The organism is Prevotellamassilia timonensis, from assembly GCF_021531665.1.
Taxonomy (GTDB): domain Bacteria; phylum Bacteroidota; class Bacteroidia; order Bacteroidales; family Bacteroidaceae; genus Alloprevotella.
The window spans coordinates 1-20260 of the sequence record NZ_JADYUH010000007.1; the positions used below are offsets into that span (position 1 = coordinate 1).

A 20260-nucleotide genomic window follows, 5' to 3' on the forward strand; every position below is an offset into this window, starting at 1 on the left:
CCTCAAATTTTTATTTGCCTTCCTCAAATTTTTCTTTCCCTTCCTCAAATTTTTCTTTCCCTTCCCCTAATTTTTCTTTCCCTTCCCCTAATTTTTCTTTCCCTTCCCCTAATTTCACTTACTCTTCTCCTAAGTAAAACTGCACGCCGAGTTGACGAAGCCTAAGGAAGTGACGAAAAACATAGGAAAGGGTGAATTCTGTGTCTGTTTCCTCAACGACACCGGACTTCCGATGAGCCAAAAAGTACGATGAAAACGGCGTTTTTTGCATTTTCCGCCCCCGACGAGCCAAAAAGTACGATGAATACGGCGTTTTTTGCATTTTCCGCCCAATCCTACATTTATGTTTATCCTCTATCCAAACCTTACACAGCCCGCCGCACAACCCTACACTGCTTGCCGCACAACCCTACACAATGTAGGCTTTTGTGTAGGATTTAACGACCAAACCCTACACAACTAACCCCTCTGATATTCAAACATTAAGCGGGTTTTGTGTAGGGTTTGCCGGGAATGTATGTAGCCCTTGAAAAACGTATAGGTTTGAAAGCCGAATACGCGCGAACGCGCACGAATCCTGTTTCATTGGGCTGCCCTTATCGCATCATATATAGTCCCCTTATTTTTTCCCTCTCACAAAAACTCGGGGAGTTGGAAAAGGCGGGTACCGTTGGAACCCTTGACGAGGATGAGAGCATCGGAGGGGCAGTCGCTCTGAAGCGTTTGTTTCACAGCCTCCACGTCGGCAAACCAGCGAGCGTTTTTCGGAACGAACGGACGGAAGTTCTCGCCCACCAGCCACAGTTCCGTGTCGGGAATGGCGGAGGCTTGCTCCACCACACGCCGATGTTCTTCTGCCGAGACTTCTCCCAACTCACGCATCTCGCCGAGAATGGCAAGTTTGCGGGGCGACGCAATCAGCGCAAAATTGTCCAGAGCGGCTTTCATGCTGGTCGGATTGGCGTTGTAGGCATCCACGATGAGACGATTGCGGGCGGTCTTCACAAGTTCGCTGCGGCGGTTGGAGGGAGCGTAACGGGCAATGGCATCAGCAGCCTGTTTCGCACTGATTCCGTGGCGACTGCCGACCGCAATGGCTGCCAGCGCGTTGGGCAAATTGTAGGAACCAATGAGTTGTGTTTGCACTTCGTGCCATTCCTCTCCCCTCACTCGGAAGCGGAAACGAAGGAAGGGCGTACAATCGATGACCTCGCCTTCGACGTCAAAACCGTTTCCGACACTTCCGTAGGTCACGGTTGGAAGTGTTCCCACGTGCCGGGCGAGAATTTCGTTGTCTGCGTGGAGGAAGATGGACGTGTTGGGCTTGGACTGAAGATAACGATAGAGTTCGGTCTTGGTTTGCACCACACCTTCGAACGAGCCGAAGCCTTCGAGGTGAGCCCGTCCGACATTGGTGATGAGTCCTTCGTTGGCATCGACGATGCGGGAAAGGAAGTCAATCTCTCCGGGATGGTTTGCACCGGTTTCGATGACACCCATGTCGTGTTCGGAAGTGAGACGGAGGAGCGTGAGCGGCACGCCGATGTGGTTGTTGAGGTTCCCCTGCGTATAGACGATGTGGTGGTTTTCAGCCAGCACTGCCGCGGTGAGTTCCTTCGTGGTGGTCTTTCCGTTTGTGCCTGTGATTTGAAGTATGGGAATGCCAAGATGTTTACGATGAAAAGCGGCGAGTTGCTGAAGCGTGGTCAGCGCATTTTCGACGCGAATGAAACGCGGGTCGGCGGGCAGATTTTCATCATCGACGACGGCGTAGGCGCATCCGCCTTCGAGTGCCTTTGCGGCAAAAGCGTTTCCATCGAATCGCTCGCCACGCAAGGCGAAAAAGATGGAGCCGCTCGGCAAACAACGGCTGTCGGTCGTCACCTCGCCGCACTGAAGAAAGAGTTGATGGAGTTGGGAAATTTCCATTTTAAGTAATATGAAAATAATAAGTTGCGTCAGATTTGAATGACATTTTCGAGGTCAGATTTTCACCCGAAGAAGGAGCATAGCCGTAACTATGTGACTGATGAGGGAGGAAATATGGACCGAAAAGATTTTCAAAGATGATGCAGGTTATTTTTTGAGGATTACTAAAAGCGTATTAGACGCAGCAAAAGTAAGGCTTACGCCCCGAAAAGGGAAAAAATCGCGTTTATTTTTGCTGCGAGACAACGTTTCCCGCACTTTTGTGTGCCAAAAGGGCAATTTGTGTTTACATTTGCAGTGGTTAAAGTGCCTGCGCCGCCGCAGATCGGGCGGTAAGGTCCTCACACGATGCAATCCTCACGCCAATGCACACACTCAACATCAAAGGAAAGTTGTTTGACCTCTCGGAGCCACGAATCATGGGCATCCTCAACGTGACCCCTGATTCTTTTTTTGCCGGAAGCCGAACCGAACACGAAGAAGAAATCGAGAAACGCCTGCACCAAATAGTGGAAGAAGGTGCTGAGATGATTGACGTGGGTGCCTATTCTTCCCGACCCGGCGCGGATGACGTCACGCCCGAAGAAGAAATGGCGCGCCTGCGCCGCGGACTGAAAGTGGTGGAGAAAATCTGTCCCGAACTTCCCGTCTCCGTCGATACGTTCCGCGCGGACGTGGCACGCATGGCGGTCGAGGAAGGCGGAGCAGACATCGTGAACGACATTGCAGGTGGAGAAATGGACAAAGCCATGTTCCGAACCGTCGCCAAACTCCGCTGCCCCTACATTCTCATGCACATGCAGGGAACACCCGACACGATGCAACTGGCACCTCACTATGAAAACGTCAGCCGCGAGGTGACCGTCTGGCTCGCCGAAAGAATCGACCGACTGCATCAGATGGGGTGCTGCGACATCATTGCAGACCCGGGCTTCGGCTTCGGTAAGACGCTGGAACACAACTATGAACTCCTGAACCACCTCGAAGACCTCAAAGAACTGAACGTGCCGCTGCTGGTTGGCGTCTCCCGAAAATCCATGGTTTACAAACTCTTGGGAGGAAGCCCTGCCGAGGCTCTGAACGGCACCACCGTGCTCCACACCATCAGCCTCTTGAAAGGCGCCCACATCCTCCGCGTCCACGACGTCAAAGCCGCCGTCGAAGCCAAGCGAATCGTCATGGCGTGCCAAAAGAACTCCTAAAGCAAACACTATTCTAAGGACTCCTGTTTCCTTATACGGGGCATCCTAAATAAAATATTTTTCACCCGACTCTCGCCGTCCCACTCATGCTCTCCTTCGGAATTAAAGACTTTCTCGACATTCTCTGCGTGGCACTCCTTCTCTACTATATCTTCCGACTGATGAAGGAGTCCAGTTCCGCCAACATCTTCGGTGGCATCATCGTCTTTGTGGCGGTGTGGATCATCGTTTCACAAGTGTTTGAAATGCGACTGCTCGGCGGCATCCTCGATAAACTCGTGAACGTCGGTTCGCTCGCCATCATCATTCTCTTTCAAGAAGAAATCCGCCACTTCTTCTCCACCATCGGCTCCCGACCGCAGGGACACTTCTGGGCAAAACTCTTCAAACGAGGAAACAACGAAGACCGACCACACAGAGAAGAAATCATGCCGATTGTCATGGCGTGCATCAGCATGGGTAAACAGAAAGTCGGAGCACTCATCGTCATCGAACGACAAGTCGGACTGAGCGAATTCATCAACTCGGGAGACGTCATCGACGCCCGCATCACGCAACGACTCATTGAAAACATCTTCTTCAAAAACAGTCCGCTCCACGATGGTGCCATGATTATCTCCCACAACTGCATCCGAGCCGCAGGCTGCATCCTCCCCATCTCCCACGACACAGACATCCCCAAATCACTCGGACTCCGACACCGCGCAGCCCTCGGCATCTCACAAAAAACCGACAGCATTGCCATCATCGTCTCGGAAGAAACGGGTGCCATCTCCATCGCCGAAAACGGCGTCTTCCACCTGAGACTCAGCGGAGAAGAACTGGAAAGCATGCTGACAAAAAAATGGCTCTAAGACTGTTCTAAAATTATAGTTGAGCCGGATTTCTTAAAGATGTACTTTTGTCAGTGGTGAAAGGAGCATGGCGGGCTATGTGACTGACAAAACTTACAAAAGGGCGCGCTAAGAAACGAATGACTCATAAAGACGCTGCAACCAAAACGTAAGCACTTTCTTGAATGCTCCTTATTCTGTAATTTATAGAACACGTCTTGAACGCTCCTTATCCCGTCATTTATAGAACACCCCCTATAGAACACATCTCTGATGAATCTCACCGCCTCCTCCGACGCTCCAAACGCCTCCGCTGCCGTGTCCAACGCACCGAGCGCGCCACACCATCGCTGCCTCAACTGCGGCACGGAGTTTGAAGGCAATTTCTGCCCGCTCTGCGGACAAAGCGCAGAGGTGAAACGCTTCACCGTGAAGAACGTGCTGACCGCCACACTTGAAGTCTGGGGCATGGGGAACCGAAGCATGCCGCGAACCATCTTCCGACTCTTCTTTCATCCCGGGAAAATGATTGGAGACTACTTGGACGGAAAACGAATGCCCTATTTTCCACCGGTGAAAATGCTTTTCGTCCTCTGCATCTTCTTCGCGCTCGCCACTCTCGGAGAACACACGCTCTCCACGGTCGCAGACCTGCCGACAGTCATCTTCAAAGGGGAAGAAGTTGAAGAGTATGAAAACATCAAAGACAAAACGATTGTTGACATCGGATTGGGAAGCATCACTTTTGAAAACTCACTGAAAGCGTTCAAAAATGCGGCTGAATGGCTGGACTCCCACAAAGCGGTCTCGCTGCTGCTGCTCCATTTCTTCTTCACACTCTTCACGTGGCTCGTTTTCCGAAAAGCGCCGGCACGACCTCGAACCACACTGGCGGAAAACTTCTTCATCCAGGTCTTCATCAGCGGACAGATGGTGACACTCTCCCTGCTCCGAACCCTCATCTTTGGCGCAAATGGTGGAAGTGTTTTCTATCCGCTTCCGGGCTGGCTACTCTTCCTCCTCTTCACCTGGGACTTCAAAGAAATCTTTGGCTACGGGTGGCGAAAAACAATCTGGAAAACCTTCCTCGTACACTTTCTCCTTCTCCTCTTTTTCATACTCACCATCGTTCTCGTTCTGGCGGGCATTTCCTACAGCCTCTACGGAGTCGAGGGGTTCAAATACGTTGAATGAGCAATTTTTAGCGCGTAGCATACAAGGGAAAGCAAAAAAATAGTTATTTTTGCATTGTGTAAGTGGCAATTTACATCAAAACGAACGCAGAAGCCGATGCTTCGTTCGCCCAAGCCACCTTGCAAAACACAAGTATTCACCCCTTTCATCGGTCTCCACAAGGCCGAAGTAACCACATCGCCAATGGCATTCCACCGCAGACTCAAACAGATTCGCCTACACAGTGAAGGAAACAATATCCTCGTTCAGAGCGCCTTAGTTCTGATCCTGCTCAACGGTGTCCTCTTCTACTTCCTCAAGGACTCAAACCTCATCCCCTTCTATGGTGTCTTCGCCGTCTCTGCCATCCTCTATGGCATCGCCCTGAACTTCTTCCGTTGTCCCATTCGACAATTTGGAGGAGACCCGGAAGGAACCGTGGTCGCAGCGGCAGACGGAAGAATCGTGGTGATTGAAGAAGTGGAAGAAAACGAGTACTTCCACGACCGCCGACTGATGGTCTCCATCTTTATGTCCATCACCAACGTGCATGCCAACTGGTTTCCCGTTGAAGGAATCGTGAAAAAAGTCGTACACCACAAAGGAAACTTCCACAAAGCATGGCTCCCAAAAGCCAGCACGGAAAACGAACGCTCCACCGTGGTCATTGAAACACCGGACGGAATCGACATCCTCGTCAGACAAATCGCCGGGGCAGTCGCCAGACGAATCGTCACCTACGCCAGAGAAGACGAAGACTGCTACATTGACGAGCACATGGGTTTCATCAAATTTGGCTCACGAGTCGATGTCTATCTCCCCATCGGCACGGAAGTCCTCGTCAAAATGGGACAAAAAACCGTCGGAAATCAAACCGTCATCGCGAAACTGAAACGCTGAAAAAACACGTTTCATGAAAGTGCCTCGACCCGTCGAGGTACTTCTGTTTTTCCCCGCCAACGCCGCCAACGAATACGCTGTCACACTTCCTCCCCCGAGACTCTCACGGCGGACACCTCAACTGACTTTCCTTTTCTTCCAGAAAATGAAACACCTTCCCAACACCATCACGCTTTGCAATCTCATCTCCGGATGCGTTGCCACGTTCTTCGCCTTGAACGCACACTTTGAACTGGCACTCACCTTCATCATCATCGGAGCAGTCTTCGACTTCTTTGACGGCTTCGCCGCACGGCTGCTTCACGTCTCCTCTCCCTTGGGCAAAGAACTCGACTCACTGGCGGACGACATCACCTTCGGCTTCGCACCGGCTGCCATCGTTTTCTCCCTGCTGCGTCTCACCCTGCCCGCGCAACTTGAATCCTTGGGCGTGCCCGCCGAATGCGTGACCTATGTCTCCTTCGCTGCCTTCCTGATTGCAGCCTTCTCCGCGCTGCGACTCGCAAAGTTTAATCTCGACGAACGACAAACGACTTCCTTCATCGGACTACCCACCCCCGCCAACGCACTCTTCTGGGCAGCACTCGCTGTGGGACTGCAAGAAAAAGGACTGCTTGATGCCGCCCCCCTGCCCTATCTCCTCTTGCTCGGCATCCTCCTTTCTTCCTATCTTCTCGTGGCAGAAATACCCATGTTCGCTCTGAAATTCAAAACTTTCAAGTGGAAAAGCAACGAACTGCGCTATTCCTTCATCCTGCTCTCTCTCGCCTTACTCCTCATTCTGGGATTCGCAGGCTTTTCTGCCGTAATCGTGCTCTACGTCCTCACCTCCATCGCGTCAAACTTTCTCAACAAATGACGTAGAAGCGGTTTTTGGCACGATTGTTGCAAAGAACACCGTAGCGGACACTGGCTCCGCCACACTGAAAACGGAACTTATTCATCTCATTTGACCTTTTATGAACGGATTCCTTGGATGTCTCTTCATCCTCATATTCGCTGCTTTTTTCTTTGTTTTGGGCATCGTTCGCATGTTACACAGCCTGCTCACGGGAGGAAAAAGCAACACCTTCAACCCTTTCTATACGCATCGTTCCCGCCGACAAACTTTTGGAGGAACACACTTTGGGCAAAACGGAACGAATGAAACGTTCCGCGATGCCGGCTTTGAACAGGATGAAACGAGCAACACGCACCACGATTCCCACTCACAGAACAGAAAACGGCGCGGCGAAAAAATCTTTGAAAAAAACGAAGGAACCTACGTGGACTTTGAAGAGGTAAAATGAAGAAACAACTGAAACACCCGTGACACCTCCGTGACACCGTCACCGGACTGTCACCAGACCTTCTCACTACTCACTCCTCACTTCTCACTTCTCACTTCTCACTTCTCACCATTCCACCTCCACCGCGGCGGGGAAGAGTCGGAGCGGGTCGCCAAAAAGTGCTACTGCCCGTTCCATGACCCGTTTCTCCACCTTTGCCTTACCGCGAAAGAGGGTTTTCCCGTTCACCGATAAGCGTAAGGGGCGCGAAAGGTCAGCCAACTCCGGTGAAAGAAAAACACGAAGACGACCGTGGGGAGCAGGCGACAAGTGGCGATGAAAAACGAGCGGAATGCCCCAGCGGGAATCAGATTGCGCAGTTTCGTAGGTGACATTCCACACCTTCAACTCCAGTTCGTTCGTTTCAGCGTGGGCAGTGAACTCGTAGGCAGTTCGTCCCTCCGCAGTTTCCTCCAGCACTTCAAGGTTGAAAAAGGCGTTACGTTTCACTCCATCCATTTCAAAATTTTCCCAAAGAAAATGACGCGGCTGAGGCGTGCGACGATGACGGGAAAGCCAAGGGGTGGTCGGCGAGTAGTCAATGCCATGTCCGCAATGAGGAATGAGTTCCACACGGTGCACATACTCTCCCGGATATTTCCGAGCAAGACTGTCAAGCGTTTGCCCGGTGCGCTCGGTCAGCAGGTTGCGACAAAACGTCGCGTCGTTCGCACCCGTCAAAAAACTGAATGCTGTGTGCGAAAGATTCTCTGCCGGCGCATTGATCAACGGCTCTCCCCCCGCCATGGGACCCGCTGCTGCAAGATAGTCTGCAAAAAACGATGAAAGACGCTGACTGCCATAGCCTCCCTCCGATATTCCCAAGAGATAAAGGCGCGCGGCGTCCACATCGGGGCTGGCAAGCACGTGGCGCAGGAGTTGTTGTAAAGCCCATTGCTTTCCGCGCTGCCACCAGCGATACCATCCCGCCTCGTTGGGGATTCGCGGCACAAACCAAAGTGACGGAGCGTCGTCAAAGCGGTTTGCAAGGACAAGTCCGGTGTGCCACTCCGATTCGCTCGGTCCCGAGCCGTGAAGATAGAGATAGCAGGGAAATCCCGCAGCAGGGCGTTCGCCCTTTGTTCCGTGGAACATGCGCCACTCGGCGTGTGGTTCGAGGCTGTCAGGAACGTGCCACGTCAGTGTTGCCTCCAAAGGCTTGTCGGCGGCGGGACGAGGAAGCGGAAGAAACGGGGCGGGCGAAGCCGTGGCTGATTCAACCTGCCAACGTTGCGTCCACTCCTGCCAAACCTCCTTTTGCATCGCAAGGATGCGACGGGAAATTTTGTCGGAGGCAAAGAGCGGAAGCACCGGAAGAAAAGAAAGAAAGAGGAACGTGCGTAGTGTTTTCATGAACAAAAGAAAGCGCGAAGAGTTGAAAATCAAGGCAATCGGCTCAGGCTTTTTCAACCGGCTCTTTCACCACGGGAACGAGCCAGGCGGGTGCATGGAAAAACGGAGTGTCAAGAAAGGTGTGAGGTTGGAAGAAACGAACCGGACGAATCTTCAGCGGGACTTGACAGACGGGAGGCAGGCGGAAAGACTCGTCGCGCTTGAAGGCGAAGAGTTGAAAGGTGACATGCTCCCACGTCTCAAGACGCGCGGAGGGGAATTCTTCCAACAGGATTTTCGTGTGAGGTTCCAGTTCGCCCTCAAAGCGCAAGCGCACACCGCCTGCATCAGGAGAGAGCAACGCATAGCGCACAAAGAAATTGCAATCATTCACCAGCCACGCCTCAAACTCTGTTCTGCCCGGCTCATCGGGGTCGTGCGGCACAAATGCCAGAGAGACGTTCAGCGCGTCGGCACCGCGGCGCGAAAGGGGCTTCGGACGATAGGTCATGGGCAAATCAGCCAAATCCGGCTCTTCCGCATCGGTCGCACCGATGGCAGACTTCTTCGGTTTCGGAGCAGCGGCGTGACGCCCTTCATCCACCAAAACCACTTCTTTCACCAGAGTCGGAATCTCAAAGCCGTCTTCGTCCTTCACAAGACAAACCTGTGAACTTTGGAAGCCGCTGATGATGCCTCCGCCAATTTGGTTGAGGAAGCGCACCTTGTCGCCAATCTTCAGTGTAGTCATCTTTGTTCTCTCACTTTTTCATTTCGACAATTGAGGTGGCGGGCAACTCGCGATTCCGCTTTTCAGTCTCTTCCACGACCCGGCGGGCGAGGTCAAGGAAATGAACCGCCATGATGTGGTTCTCTGCCACCGCAGCCGGCTCTCCTTCGTCACCGCTTTCGCAAACGGACTGCACGAGCGGCAACTGTGCCAAAAGCGGTGTGTGCATTTCCTCTGCCAATTTTTTGACGCCCTCACGTCCGAAGATATAATACTTGTTCTCAGGAAGTTCTGCCGGAGTGAACCACGCCATGTTCTCGACGAGTCCGAGAATCGGAACATTGACTTTGTCATTTCGATACATATCAATTCCTTTCCTTGCGTCTGCCAGCGCTACGGCTTGAGGTGTGGAAACAATGACAGCCCCCGTGATGGCGAGGTTCTGCAACAGTGTCAGGTGAATGTCCGATGTGCCGGGAGGAGTATCCAGAACGAGGTAGTCAAGTTCTCCCCAGTCAGCGTCAGCAATGAGTTGCTTGAGCGCATTGGAAGCCATGCCGCCGCGCCAAAGTGTGGCGGTGTCGGGGTTCACAAAGAAGCCGATGGAGAGAATCTTCACACCATACTTAAAAGCCGGGATGAGAAGCTGCCTTCCTCCGCGCTGTTCGGCAAAAATGCGCTCTGCCTCAAGGTGAAACATCTTGGGAACCGAAGGACCGAAGATGTCGGCGTCCAAGAGCCCCACACGGAATCCAAGGCGGGCGAGCGAAACGGCGAGGTTGGCTGCCACTGTGCTTTTTCCAACTCCGCCCTTTCCTGAACTGACAGCAATGACGTTTTTCACCTGCGGCAACATTTTGCCGGGTTCGGGACGTGGTGCCTGGGCAGATTTCACGGCGATTTCTACTTTCACTTCGGGCGACACGAAGGTGTGAATCGCCGTCTCAGCCGCCTTGACGACCGACTTCATGAAAGGGTCGGGATTCTTTTCAAAAAGGAGAGAGAAACTGACGTGCATGCCGTCAATGCGAAGGTCATCTTCGACCATTCCGCCCTCCACAAGATTCTTGCCCGTGCCGGGATAGCGGACAGTGGCAAGAGCGTCGGTGATAAGTTTCGGATATATATTCATAATGATTTTCTACGATTTAATTATTCATTTGCTCTTCTCAAGCCCGGAGCGTTTTGAGCGGTTGTAACTTCGGTAGTCGTCAAGTTCAATTTCCACATCGGGCTCCACAAGTTCTCCTTCAGTGGGAAGGTTGAACTTGAGATATTTGATGGTCAAGCCGCGTGCAATCCACTGTTGCTCATAGTAGGTCTGAATGCCTAAGATGGTTTTCACTTCCTCGTCAGTCGTGGCGGCAAGCGTGTGATAGAGGTCATCGGTTTGGAAGACCAACGGCAAGCGGTTTTTCTCTATCATCAGCGAAGTGTAGGTGAAGAGGAAACGGCTGTCGGTTTTGAGATGAATGAGTCCGCCGGGACGAAGAAAGTTTCGGTAGCGGTTGAGGAAAAAGGTGGAAGTCAGACGTTTTGTCACCTTCTTCATTTGCGGGTCTGAGAAGGTGAGCCAGATTTCCGCCACCTCCCCCGGCGCAAAAAAGCGGGAAATAAATTCAATGTGGGTGCGCAGAAACGCCACGTTCTTCATTCCTGCCTGCAAAGACTCCGTTGCACCTGTCCACATCCGCGCTCCCTTGATGTCCACGCCAATGAAATTCTTGTCGGGAAAAAGGCGTGCGAGTCCGACGGTGTATTCGCCGCGACCGCATCCCAGTTCCAAAACGATGGGATTGTCGTTGTGAAAGAAATCTTTTCCCCAGCGTCCGCTCAGAGGGAAGGGTGTGGGATCAGTGGGGGAACCCGCGGGTTGGAAAACGTGCGGGTAGGTCTCCATGTCGGCGAACTTGGAAAGTTTATTCTTGCTCATCCTTCAAAATGGTCTGAATGTCTTGTTCAACTTGTTGAATGCGTTTTTGACAGAAGGAAATCAGTTTCTGCGCTTCCGCCAGCCGAGAAGAGATTTGGTCCAGTTCGAGCGTGTTTTGCTCAAAACTCTCGGTGATTTCCTCCAAACGCTGCATGGCTTGTTCGTAGGTCAGTTCTTGTTTGGACATATATAATATGGAGTAAACTTAAGAATACTTTGGTTCGTTCAGACTTCGGCTCGGTCAGTCTTCGGTTCATTGGGTTTCGATTGCGTTGTCGTCACCCTGCTCTCCGCCGTGCCTTGTGCAAAATGGGTGACGAGGATGTCGCCGGGCATCAGTTCGGATGCCTCACGCACGACCTTTCCTCGGCAAGTTGTGATGGAGAAGCCCAGTTTGAGCATCCTTTCCGGACTTGCCAGCGCCACTTGCCGCTCGGCGAGGCGAAGGCGTTCTTGCTCATGTTCCAAGCGGCGGCGAACAGCCGGGAGAAGGCGCTGCTCCAAACGCTGCAGACGCGACGCCTCTCTCTGACAACAGGAGCGGGCGGAGAAACGGAGTTCCGAAACACAGTCCCGCAGGGTTGAAACACGATGCTGAAGGTTCTCTCGCGCAACGGTGCGAGTGAGGTTCTTTGCACGCCACAAAGCGTTGTGGTGAGCCACCATGAGCGGCATGACGCTTTTGGAAAGACGCAGGCGCAAAGCCCCCAACTGACCTTTCGCCTGTTCCAACGGGAAACGAGCACGATTCAACAAGCGCTGACACAGGTCTTCCAACGCATCTGCCTCGCGGCGACGACTGTCAATGAGGAACACTGCCACAGCGGTCGGTGTCTTCAGACGCGTGTGTGCCACCAAATCAATGACCGTGTCGTCCCTTTCGTGACCGATGCCAGTCAAAACAGGAAGCGGAAACTGCGCCACGTTCGAGGCAAGTTCGTAACTATCAAAACCGGACAAATCACTGGTTGCGCCGCCGCCTCGGATGATGACCACCACGTCCCATGCGTCTGCCTCAGCGGCAATCGCATCGAGCGCACCGACAATGCTTTCCTCCACCCGCTCACCTTGCATAATGGCGGGAAAAAGTTTGGTTTGGAAACCGAAGGGAGAATGGGAAAGTTGGTTGAGGAAGTCTTCGTAGCCCGCAGCGGTCGGACTCGATATGATGGCGATGCGGCTGAGAAGACGGGGCAGGAACAGGCTTTTGTTCAGTTCCATCACACCATCCGCTTCCAAGGCAGCAATGATTTCGCGGCGGCGCCGCGCGACATCCCCCAGCGTGTAAGAGGGGTCAATGTCCACGATTTGCAACTGATAGCCAAAACTCACGTGGAACTCAACCTTGACCTGTGCCAACAGTTTCATTCCCGGTGCGAGGTCTGTGCCGGTCTGACTGATGAAACGGGAACGCAAGAGCGGATAGGTGAAAGGCATGATGAGCGCAGAGGCACGAGCGCACGGCGTCTGACTGCGTTCCTTCTTCTGCACCAAAGTCAAATAGCAAAAACCGTTTGTGTGGGCACGCACCTCGCTCACTTCCGCCAACACCCAGAGGGGAGTGCTGAAGGCGTCACGAAGGACGTTGCTCACCATTCGGTTCAAGTCTTCAAGCGTCAAAAACTCCAACGCCTCGGGACTTTCTGTGAGGTCCGGTGCAAAAGGGTCTGTCATGAGAATAAGGAATTCTATTTTTGAAGCATCTCAAGGGCACGCGGCAAAGAGGGAATGCCATAGCCAAAGATGTTGTCCGGATGTGCTGCGTTGTTACCGCTCATCTTGACGGCATTGACAATCTGCTCCGGCGTCGCTTTGGGGCACGCTTGCATCAAGCAAGCCACGCCGCCACAAAGAATGGGACAGGAGAAGGAGGTCCCATTGGCTGTGCGCAGCCTTCCACGCGCAGACAGCACGAACGACTTCTGCCCCATCGCCATGACGTCCGGTTTCACGCGTCCGTCTGCAGCGTGTCCCACGGAACTGAAGTTCGTGTTCACGCCCAGACTGTCCACGGCGCCGACGGCAAGAATGTGGTCTGCATCGGCAGGGAAACCAATCTTTTTCCAAGGTTCGTCGCCGCTGTTGCCGGCACTGTTGAGCAGCACGATGCCACGAGAAGCAGCAAGCGAAGCACTGCGGCTGTTGGGATGAGACTTTCCGTCAAGAGAAGCGTAGGGCGTGTTCATGAAATCATGCTGAAACTGCGTGTAGCCTAAAGAACTGGTCACAATGTCGCAACCCAGGCTGTCGGCATATTCCACTGCAGCACACCAGTTGTCCTCCTCCACTGCCTGTTCGCTCAATCCGTCTTCGCTGACAAAAAGATAGAACGATGCATCGGGTGCCGTTCCCGTCAGATGGGATGACTCACGCGCTGCAATGCAGGAAAGGACGTTCGTGCCGTGAGATTCTTCGGTCGCATATACACTCAAATCGGGATGCACAAAATTGCGCGTTCCCAAAATCTTGGCGCGCTGCAGACCGGGGATGACATCCACGTTGAGGAAACCGCCATCGATGACGGCAATCGTCACGCCCTTTCCTGTGAATCCGCGGGCGTGGAGCGTGTCTGCCCCAATCATGCTGCTTTGTCGTGCGCCAAAGTCGCGTGCCGGCATGGTCGCCAGCACGGAATCCAGAAGCGTGTCCTCGGCAGTAGGCTTCAGCAAGTCAAGCCGGTTGGGACCTACCACCGGAGCCAAGATGCTGTCCGGTGAAATCCAAACTAAGTTTGCGTCCTTCACGAACGGGAGATTCCGAATGCGGGACAAGAGCGACGTGTCAGAGACCTCCACGACGAGAGAGTTGTTCCATTTGCTGCGATTCACCTCCCGCACCCCTTCTCGGCAAATCTCGGAAACGTAGGTCTGCGTCAGAGGTAAGTCGTGGGAATCCACTTTCAACCCAAAACGCTTTCGACGGGCGAGAGAGGCAGGTGAGAGAAACTTTTCGGGATGTTTCACGCTGTAGCCGCAATTTTTCTTGTCCGTGAGAGAAATGCGAAAACGATAGGTCTTGGGAAGTTTGATGTAGGTCCGCTTTTCGTTTTCACCACCTCGGACGCTGCTCGCGGCGGAGGCAGCAGAGGCGGAGACTATGCTGAGAAGAAGAAAAGCGAGGAAAGAATAAAAACGTAGTGTCATATCTATAAGAGACCAAGGTACAGATTAGAAAAACGGGGCGGAAACATGGGGCGAGGAGGACTATTCAAAGATTTCAGAGCGTATATATAATAATGTGTATGTATTACGCCCTTTGACCAGCCTTTCCTCAGGTTCCCTACCCTCTTCAGAGATAGAGACCGATGCCGCGCGGGTCGTCAATGACGGCTCCGCCGAGAAGACGTTCGTTTTCATAGAACACGGCGCTCTGTCCCGGAGTGACTGCACTGACGGCAGTTTTCGGGCGAACGAGCCAACGACCGTCAGGAAGCGTTTCCACGCTGCAGGCTATGGGTTCGCTGTGGTAGCGGATGCGAACCGTGAGGTTGGGGTTGGAGAGAATGAGTGAGGGGTCCGCGCAGACGGAGTCTTTGACGAAGAAGGCGGGTGCCAAAAGGTCATCGGCATCTCCCAAAACCACCGTGTTTTTTTCTGCGTTCAGTCGCACGACGTAAGCAGGTTTTCCGAGTGCTATGCCGAGTCCTTTTCGCTGTCCGACGGTGAAGAACGGCACTCCGCGATGTGTCCCCAACTTCTTTCCCTCACGACTGACGAATTGTCCGCCGGCGCGTTGTGCGGCTTCGGGACAATGGTGCAGGAGAAAGTCGCGATAGTCTCCTTCGACGAAACAGGTTTCCATGGAATCCTTCCGCGAAGCCTCCGTCGTCATGTCACGTTCGCGAAGCCAGGCTCTGACCTCCGTTTTCTTCATCCCGCCAAGCGGGAAGAGGCAGCGCGAGAGCAGGGAGGAAGGAAGTCGCCAGAGAAAATAACTTTGATCCTTCGTCGGGTCAATGCCACGAAGCAGGAAAGTGCGCCCCGCTGCGTCGGTTTCTGTTCGGACATAGTGTCCCGTCGCCATCAGTTCACATCCCTCTCGGTTTGCCCACTCCTCCAATAGGCGAAATTTGAAGCGTCGGTTGCAGTGTACGCAGGGATTCGGCGTTCTGCCCGCCAGATATTCTTGCAGAAAATATGTCACCACATCGCGGCGGAACTCCTCTCTGACATCCACCGTGATGTGGCGGATTTGGAGTCGCTCAGCCAAGCGGCGTGCTGCGAGGAGAAAATCCGGTTCGCCCGGAAGAGAACCGGACTGCAACACGGTTTCGTCCAATCCCGCAAGAGTCGCCGCGGGGAACTGTCGGGGCAAATCAAAGACACGCATGGTCAAGCCCACGACCTCATGACCTTGTTCTTGTAGCATGCGACACACGGCGGAACTGTCCGTTCCACCCGACATGGCGACCATGACCTTTGATTTCTGCATGATTCCTTGGGGTTGAGGGAGTAAAGAAAGAAGAGAGGAACGCGTCGGCAGTGGCTTATTTCGTGAGTGCCGTTTCTATTTCGTTTTGCAAGCGTTCACTGCCGGGATAGCCTCCTTCGCTCAGGTTGTCCCAAGCGCGCTTTCCGTCTTTTCCGAGAATAAGGTAGGAAGGAATGCCGGGGATGTTCAACTCCTGGCCAAGTGCTTCCCACTGGGCATCAGTGAGACGATAGTGGTCTCCGGAAATTTCTTGAATCATCGGTGTCCAGTCCTCCATGGGAGAGGTTTCGCCGGTGACATAGACAAAGACGCAACCTTTTTCCTGAAGTTGAGGTTTGATTTCGTCAATGGTCTTCATCGCCATTCGGCAGGGACCGCACCATGTCGCCCAGAAATCAATCAGGACGACTTTGCCTGGATAGTTTTTTGCCAAGGCGGGGAGGATTTCCTTGCCGGTCAGGCTTGTCGGGAGTGACTTGACGACCGACGGAACGGTGGACGCTTGCTGTGCGGCAGCAGTGGTGGATTCCGAGACAGTCGCTTGGCGGTCACGGGAAGAAACTTTCTTTGTGCAGGCGGTGCTCGTGGTCAGCATTACTGCGGCGACGAGGAGAATGAACTTTTTCATGATGGGAAAGAATGAAAATGAAAGGGTTCGTGAATGACGTCTCTCAAAGAGGGAACGGGAGGAAACCGCGAGAGACGGGAGCAAAATTACAATTAAAGAAAGCATTGCCCAAGGAGAAAGCGATGTGTTTTTCAGAAATGCGTACATTTGCAGGCACAACGGCGAGGTTTCGCCGTCTTTTCGTCACTTCTTTCCCAACAACGGGAGAAAGCCGAAGCGCAAACAAAACATAAACTTAGCACCATCCAAACATGAAAACTTTCCTTCACGCCTCCGACCTCGGACAACTTGACTTGGCTTTGCAGGAAGCAGCGGAAATCAAAAAAGACCGCTATGCTTTTGAACATCTGGGAAAACACAAAACGGCTTTGCTCATCTTCTTCAACAATTCTCTCCGCACCCGTCTCTCCACGCAAAAAGCCGCGCGCAACTTGGGCTTGGACGTCGTGGTCTTGGACGTCAATCAGGGAGCCTGGAAGTTGGAGACCGAACGCGGAGTCATCATGGACGGTGACAAGAGTGAGCATCTTCTTGAAGCCATCCCGGTCATGGCGCAATATTGTGACCTCATCGGTGTTCGTTCCTTTGCAGGTCTGACCGACAGAGCGGCGGACTACAGCGAGAATGTGCTGACGCAGTTCATCCTCCACAGCGGTCGCCCCGTTTTCTCCATGGAAAGCGCGACCGCCCATCCTCTTCAGGCGTTCGCAGACCTCATCACGATTGAAGAGCACAAACGCCAAGCACGCCCGAAGGTCGTGCTGACGTGGGCACCCCACCCTCGCGCGCTGCCGCAAGCAGTCCCCAACAGTTTTGCCGAGTGGATGAGAGCGGCAGACGTGGATTTGGTCGTCACGCATCCCGAGGGCTACGAACTTGACCCGCTCTTCGTGGGCGACGCTCGCGTGGAATATGACCAAAGAAAAGCATTTGAGAATGCTGACTTCATCTATGCGAAAAACTGGAGCTGCCCCGGCGTGACACGACCGGAGGACTACGGAAAGGTCATTTCCAAAGACGCCGACTGGACGGTTGATTCTGAAAAAATGAGTTTGACAAACGATGCCGCTTTCATGCACTGCCTGCCCGTGCGCCGAAACGTCATCGTCACGGACGATGTGATTGAGTCACCGCGCTCTTTGGTCATTCCCGAGGCTGCCAACCGAGAAATCTCTGCCACGGTTGTGATGAAACGACTGCTGGAAAGTTTGTGAGCACGAAGCCTGTATCAGTAAGTACGCACACCATATATATAAAATAGGCGTCTGCTACTTGTGGAAAAAGACCGAGCCCTTTGTGGCGTTGGCGTAGGGAGTGGCGGTGAAGACCTTACTGCCACTCTCTTCGTTTCCGCCGCCCGTCTCGCCGGGAAAAAGTTTCACCGAAAGCACCGGCAGTCCTGCTTCATCGATTGAAACGATGCTCGTTTCTGACGCAGAGGTGAAACAGAATCCTTTTGCTTCCTCGGGCAGCACATAAACCAGCGGACCGCGCTGCAGAAAACTCCGCCCCGTTTCCTCCGGGCGGAACGAAGTGACTTGAAGCATGGGCAGGGAGATTTGAAAATATACCTCGTCCATGTTGAACCATGTTTTTTCAATGATGACGTATCCTTTCTCGTCCACCCGAAACATTTTCGGCAAGAGTTCATGTCCGTTCACAAAAATGGCGGGAAGCGTTGCGTGCTCGTTGCCCTCGTAGTGATAGACGGAATTTGCACCGCTGCAGCCTGTCCAATCAGGCAAACGAAGGTGAAGCGCGAGGAAACGACCTTCCGCGGGAAGTTGCGAAAAACGGAATTTGACGACGCCGGAAATCGGCATCTGCGTGATGAGGTCAAGCGTGAAAGCACTGCCCTCGCCAACAGGGATGCGAGAAGTCGCGTTGGTATAGTAGTTCACAAACAGGGAATCTCCGCAAACGCCATACATCGTCGCGGGCATGGCGAGCAGCGTCTCGGCTGCGGCGCGACGGTCGGAGGCATCCGCTGAGAGGAGTGTGTCAGTGGCTGCGTGCCACGCCGCATTGAAAATCGCACGTTCCATGAAGTCCACATACTCGCTCCGCCCCGTCATCAGCCACATCATGGCGCAGGCTCCGGTCTGCATCATTGCCGGAACGCCTTGCGAAGCGGAAAACAAATCATCGCCGCCGCCCACACAGTTGCCATGACTGATGAGCTTTGCTGCCCATTGGGCAATGTCCTCGCGCTGTTCCCAAAACTTGGCGTCCGCGCTCAAAAGGCTACCTTTTGCTTCGGGAAAGGCGCGCAGCGCCAACTGCCGAATGTCCGGTGCAGAATAGTTCCAAACGTGCACACTGTCTGCCGGCACAAAACGCCGAGCCTCGGGAAGCCAGGGCACGCCGGCACGCACCTCAACGCATGCGCCGAAAAGCAGAGAGCAAATGGTAAGTATTACTATAAAATATTTCATAAGATTCTAAGCAATCAAAGAAGATTTTCAGCAATCAGAGAAGATTCTAAAAACACAAACTAAAGATGAAGTTAGTCTATTTTCACGGCTTCGCCTCCAGCGGAGCGAGTGGCACAGCGCAGTTGCTGGCAAAACTTTTTCCTTCGGGCGAGGTCATTGCGCCCGACATTCCGTTGGACCCTGACGAAGCCTTGCCTTTTCTGACCGAATTGGTGAAGAAAGAACAACCGGACATCATCATCGGCACGAGCATGGGAGGAATGTATGCCCAGCAAATGAGAGGTGTGTTGCGCATCTGCGTAAATCCTGCCTTTCAAATGAGTTCGCTGAGCAAGGTGCTTCACACCGGCACGTTCAAATGGTTGAACGGGAGAAAGAATCATGAGAAAGAATTCAAGGTGACGCACGAAATTTTGCAACACTTCCGCGCCATGGAACGCCGTCAGTTCGATGGCATCACCGAAGCCGACAAAGAACTCTGCTTTGGACTCTTCGGCATGGACGACACGACCGTCAATCCCATGAATGCCTGCCAAACCTTTCTCAAGCACTATCCCCACGCGACACGTTTTGAGGGCGGGCATCAACTGAACGAGAAAGTCGTGCGCAAGGTCTTGCTCCCGTTGATGCAGCAGTTGCTCGGCGAGGTCTTTGAGGAAGCCCGCAAGGAACCGCTTCCGGACTACATGCGCTGGGGCTGACGCTCGTAGGTGCAGAAACTGAATCGCTGTTTGTTTTTTTCGTCCGGTTCAAAACTTGTTTCCGCAGTCTTTTTCCAATCGGCTGCCTCAAACGCCGGGAACCAAGTGTCGGCTTCGGGGGCGGCGGCATGGATGTGTGTGAGTTGGAGTTCCGTGGCGAGTGGCAGAGCGATGGCATAGAGACTCTCCCCGCCGATGACGAACACCTTTTCGTCCGTCTCGCAAGCCTTCAACGCCTCTTCGAAGGAGTGGAAGACTTCGATGTTCGGCGCGGCATAGTCCTCTTGTCGCGTGACGACCACGTTCCTGCGGTTCGGCAGTGCGCCTTTGGGAAGTGACTCAAAAGTTTTTCTTCCCATGAGAACCGTGTGTCCGGTCGTCAGTTCCTTGAAATGTTTCAAGTCGGCGGGAAGATAGAACAGAAGTTTGCCTTGAAAACCTATCGCGCGGTTCTCGTCAAGAGCACAAATCAGAGAGAGGGTCATAAAGAAAAAATGAGGGGGACGAAAGAACGTCCGAATGAATGAAGGGCTGTTCTATAAATTACGGAATAAGGAACGTTCAAAAGAAAGTACTTACGTCTTGGTCGCTTTTTAAGTAATCCTCAAAAAATAACCTGCATCATCTTTGAAAATCTTTTCGGTCCATATTTCCTCCCTCATCAGTCACATAGCTACGGCTATGCTCCTTCTTCGGGTGAAAATC

General features: G+C 53.1%; 20 protein-coding genes. 8 read left to right on the plus strand and 12 right to left on the minus strand.

The window, feature by feature from the left end; translation table 11 throughout:
- Positions 1 to 633: 633 nt before the first annotated feature.
- Positions 634 to 1929: a UDP-N-acetylmuramoyl-tripeptide--D-alanyl-D-alanine ligase gene (locus tag I6E40_RS02820; protein WP_235385356.1), complete on the minus strand. Its 1296-nt coding sequence runs from the start codon at positions 1927 to 1929 to the stop codon at positions 634 to 636.
- 365 nt (positions 1930 to 2294) lie between these two features.
- On the opposite strand from I6E40_RS02820, the gene folP reads away from it, so the two are divergent.
- From folP to I6E40_RS02850, 6 genes are all read left to right on the plus strand, one after another.
- Positions 2295 to 3131 carry a dihydropteroate synthase gene (gene folP / locus I6E40_RS02825; RefSeq protein WP_235385357.1) on the plus strand — a complete coding sequence of 279 codons (837 nt, stop codon included), beginning with the start codon at positions 2295 to 2297 and terminating at the stop codon, positions 3129 to 3131.
- 86 nt (positions 3132 to 3217) lie between these two features.
- Positions 3218 to 3985 (plus strand): diadenylate cyclase CdaA, encoded by a 768-nt coding sequence (gene cdaA / locus I6E40_RS02830; protein WP_235385358.1) that lies wholly within the window; start codon positions 3218 to 3220, stop codon positions 3983 to 3985.
- Between the two features lie 252 nt (positions 3986 to 4237).
- Entirely contained in the window at positions 4238 to 5158 is a 921-nt protein-coding gene (locus tag I6E40_RS02835; protein ID WP_235385359.1) for a DUF3667 domain-containing protein, read from the plus strand.
- 183 nt (positions 5159 to 5341) lie between these two features.
- The gene (locus I6E40_RS02840; protein ID WP_235385360.1) at positions 5342 to 6037 is read left to right on the plus strand and encodes a phosphatidylserine decarboxylase family protein; all 696 of its coding nucleotides are present in this window, start codon (positions 5342 to 5344) and stop codon (positions 6035 to 6037) included.
- A 145-nt stretch (positions 6038 to 6182) separates the two neighbouring features.
- Positions 6183 to 6896, plus strand: coding sequence for a CDP-alcohol phosphatidyltransferase family protein (locus I6E40_RS02845; protein WP_235385443.1), 714 nt, complete (start codon positions 6183 to 6185; stop codon positions 6894 to 6896).
- A 100-nt stretch (positions 6897 to 6996) separates the two neighbouring features.
- Complete coding sequence (locus I6E40_RS02850) at positions 6997 to 7326, plus strand: DUF4834 family protein (protein WP_235385361.1); 330 nt, start codon at positions 6997 to 6999, stop codon at positions 7324 to 7326.
- Between the two features lie 105 nt (positions 7327 to 7431).
- Here the strand turns inward: I6E40_RS02850 and I6E40_RS02855 are convergent, their stop codons facing one another.
- The 9 genes from I6E40_RS02855 to I6E40_RS02895 form a co-directional block, all read right to left on the minus strand.
- Positions 7432 to 8718, minus strand: a complete 1287-nt coding sequence (locus I6E40_RS02855; RefSeq protein WP_235385362.1) for a hypothetical protein — start codon at positions 8716 to 8718, stop codon at positions 7432 to 7434.
- 43 nt (positions 8719 to 8761) lie between these two features.
- Positions 8762 to 9448 (minus strand): DUF2027 domain-containing protein, encoded by a 687-nt coding sequence (locus tag I6E40_RS02860; protein ID WP_235385363.1) that lies wholly within the window; start codon positions 9446 to 9448, stop codon positions 8762 to 8764.
- A 10-nt stretch (positions 9449 to 9458) separates the two neighbouring features.
- Entirely contained in the window at positions 9459 to 10559 is a 1101-nt protein-coding gene (locus I6E40_RS02865; protein WP_235385365.1) for an Mrp/NBP35 family ATP-binding protein, read from the minus strand.
- 24 nt (positions 10560 to 10583) lie between these two features.
- Positions 10584 to 11360, minus strand: a complete 777-nt coding sequence (gene trmB / locus I6E40_RS02870; protein ID WP_235385367.1) for a tRNA (guanosine(46)-N7)-methyltransferase TrmB — start codon at positions 11358 to 11360, stop codon at positions 10584 to 10586.
- A complete protein-coding gene (xseB, locus tag I6E40_RS02875; RefSeq protein WP_235385369.1) occupies positions 11347 to 11547 on the minus strand; it encodes an exodeoxyribonuclease VII small subunit in 201 nt (66 codons plus the stop codon). Before xseB ends, trmB begins: the two co-directional genes overlap by 14 nt.
- A 38-nt stretch (positions 11548 to 11585) precedes the next feature.
- The gene (xseA, locus tag I6E40_RS02880) at positions 11586 to 13034 is read right to left on the minus strand and encodes an exodeoxyribonuclease VII large subunit (RefSeq protein ID WP_235385371.1); all 1449 of its coding nucleotides are present in this window, start codon (positions 13032 to 13034) and stop codon (positions 11586 to 11588) included.
- Positions 13035 to 13048: 14 nt separating this feature from the next.
- Positions 13049 to 14503 carry a S8 family peptidase gene (locus I6E40_RS02885; RefSeq protein WP_235385372.1) on the minus strand — a complete coding sequence of 485 codons (1455 nt, stop codon included), beginning with the start codon at positions 14501 to 14503 and terminating at the stop codon, positions 13049 to 13051.
- A 145-nt stretch (positions 14504 to 14648) separates the two neighbouring features.
- On the minus strand, positions 14649 to 15791 hold the full coding sequence (gene mnmA / locus I6E40_RS02890) for a tRNA 2-thiouridine(34) synthase MnmA (protein WP_235385375.1): 1143 nt from the start codon (positions 15789 to 15791) through the stop codon (positions 14649 to 14651).
- A 55-nt stretch (positions 15792 to 15846) separates the two neighbouring features.
- A complete protein-coding gene (locus tag I6E40_RS02895) occupies positions 15847 to 16419 on the minus strand; it encodes a TlpA family protein disulfide reductase (RefSeq protein WP_235385376.1) in 573 nt (190 codons plus the stop codon).
- Positions 16420 to 16670: 251 nt separating this feature from the next.
- Here I6E40_RS02895 and I6E40_RS02900 point away from each other — a divergent pair, with 251 nt between their 5' ends.
- Positions 16671 to 17633, plus strand: a complete 963-nt coding sequence (locus tag I6E40_RS02900) for an N-acetylornithine carbamoyltransferase (protein WP_235385378.1) — start codon at positions 16671 to 16673, stop codon at positions 17631 to 17633.
- A 54-nt stretch (positions 17634 to 17687) separates the two neighbouring features.
- Here the strand turns inward: I6E40_RS02900 and I6E40_RS02905 are convergent, their stop codons facing one another.
- Complete coding sequence (locus I6E40_RS02905; protein ID WP_235385380.1) at positions 17688 to 18854, minus strand: beta-L-arabinofuranosidase domain-containing protein; 1167 nt, start codon at positions 18852 to 18854, stop codon at positions 17688 to 17690.
- A gap of 65 nt (positions 18855 to 18919) precedes the next feature.
- Here I6E40_RS02905 and I6E40_RS02910 point away from each other — a divergent pair, with 65 nt between their 5' ends.
- Positions 18920 to 19555: a YqiA/YcfP family alpha/beta fold hydrolase gene (locus tag I6E40_RS02910; protein ID WP_235385382.1), complete on the plus strand. Its 636-nt coding sequence runs from the start codon at positions 18920 to 18922 to the stop codon at positions 19553 to 19555.
- On the opposite strand, the gene I6E40_RS02915 is transcribed toward I6E40_RS02910, so the two are convergent.
- Complete coding sequence (locus tag I6E40_RS02915; RefSeq protein ID WP_235385384.1) at positions 19537 to 20040, minus strand: dihydrofolate reductase; 504 nt, start codon at positions 20038 to 20040, stop codon at positions 19537 to 19539. The genes I6E40_RS02910 and I6E40_RS02915 overlap by 19 nt on opposite strands.
- Positions 20041 to 20260 lie beyond the last annotated feature (220 nt).

Excerpts from the sequence above, each read along its gene's own strand:
- I6E40_RS02820 (WP_235385356.1), bottom strand. The coding sequence starts at position 1,929 with ATGGAAATTTCCCAACTCCATCAACTCTTTCTTCAGTGCGGCGAGGTG.
- folP (WP_235385357.1), top strand. The coding sequence starts at position 2,295 with ATGCACACACTCAACATCAAAGGAAAGTTGTTTGACCTCTCGGAGCCA.
- cdaA (WP_235385358.1), top strand. The coding sequence starts at position 3,218 with ATGCTCTCCTTCGGAATTAAAGACTTTCTCGACATTCTCTGCGTGGCA.
- I6E40_RS02835 (WP_235385359.1), top strand. The coding sequence starts at position 4,238 with ATGAATCTCACCGCCTCCTCCGACGCTCCAAACGCCTCCGCTGCCGTG.
- I6E40_RS02840 (WP_235385360.1), top strand. The coding sequence starts at position 5,342 with ATGGCATTCCACCGCAGACTCAAACAGATTCGCCTACACAGTGAAGGA.
- I6E40_RS02845 (WP_235385443.1), top strand. The coding sequence starts at position 6,183 with ATGAAACACCTTCCCAACACCATCACGCTTTGCAATCTCATCTCCGGA.
- I6E40_RS02850 (WP_235385361.1), top strand. The coding sequence starts at position 6,997 with ATGAACGGATTCCTTGGATGTCTCTTCATCCTCATATTCGCTGCTTTT.
- I6E40_RS02855 (WP_235385362.1), bottom strand. The coding sequence starts at position 8,718 with ATGAAAACACTACGCACGTTCCTCTTTCTTTCTTTTCTTCCGGTGCTT.
- I6E40_RS02860 (WP_235385363.1), bottom strand. The coding sequence starts at position 9,448 with ATGACTACACTGAAGATTGGCGACAAGGTGCGCTTCCTCAACCAAATT.
- I6E40_RS02865 (WP_235385365.1), bottom strand. The coding sequence starts at position 10,559 with ATGAATATATATCCGAAACTTATCACCGACGCTCTTGCCACTGTCCGC.
- trmB (WP_235385367.1), bottom strand. The coding sequence starts at position 11,360 with ATGAGCAAGAATAAACTTTCCAAGTTCGCCGACATGGAGACCTACCCG.
- xseB (WP_235385369.1), bottom strand. The coding sequence starts at position 11,547 with ATGTCCAAACAAGAACTGACCTACGAACAAGCCATGCAGCGTTTGGAG.
- xseA (WP_235385371.1), bottom strand. The coding sequence starts at position 13,034 with ATGACAGACCCTTTTGCACCGGACCTCACAGAAAGTCCCGAGGCGTTG.
- I6E40_RS02885 (WP_235385372.1), bottom strand. The coding sequence starts at position 14,503 with ATGACACTACGTTTTTATTCTTTCCTCGCTTTTCTTCTTCTCAGCATA.
- mnmA (WP_235385375.1), bottom strand. The coding sequence starts at position 15,791 with ATGCAGAAATCAAAGGTCATGGTCGCCATGTCGGGTGGAACGGACAGT.
- I6E40_RS02895 (WP_235385376.1), bottom strand. The coding sequence starts at position 16,419 with ATGAAAAAGTTCATTCTCCTCGTCGCCGCAGTAATGCTGACCACGAGC.
- I6E40_RS02900 (WP_235385378.1), top strand. The coding sequence starts at position 16,671 with ATGAAAACTTTCCTTCACGCCTCCGACCTCGGACAACTTGACTTGGCT.
- I6E40_RS02905 (WP_235385380.1), bottom strand. The coding sequence starts at position 18,854 with ATGAAATATTTTATAGTAATACTTACCATTTGCTCTCTGCTTTTCGGC.
- I6E40_RS02910 (WP_235385382.1), top strand. The coding sequence starts at position 18,920 with ATGAAGTTAGTCTATTTTCACGGCTTCGCCTCCAGCGGAGCGAGTGGC.
- I6E40_RS02915 (WP_235385384.1), bottom strand. The coding sequence starts at position 20,040 with ATGACCCTCTCTCTGATTTGTGCTCTTGACGAGAACCGCGCGATAGGT.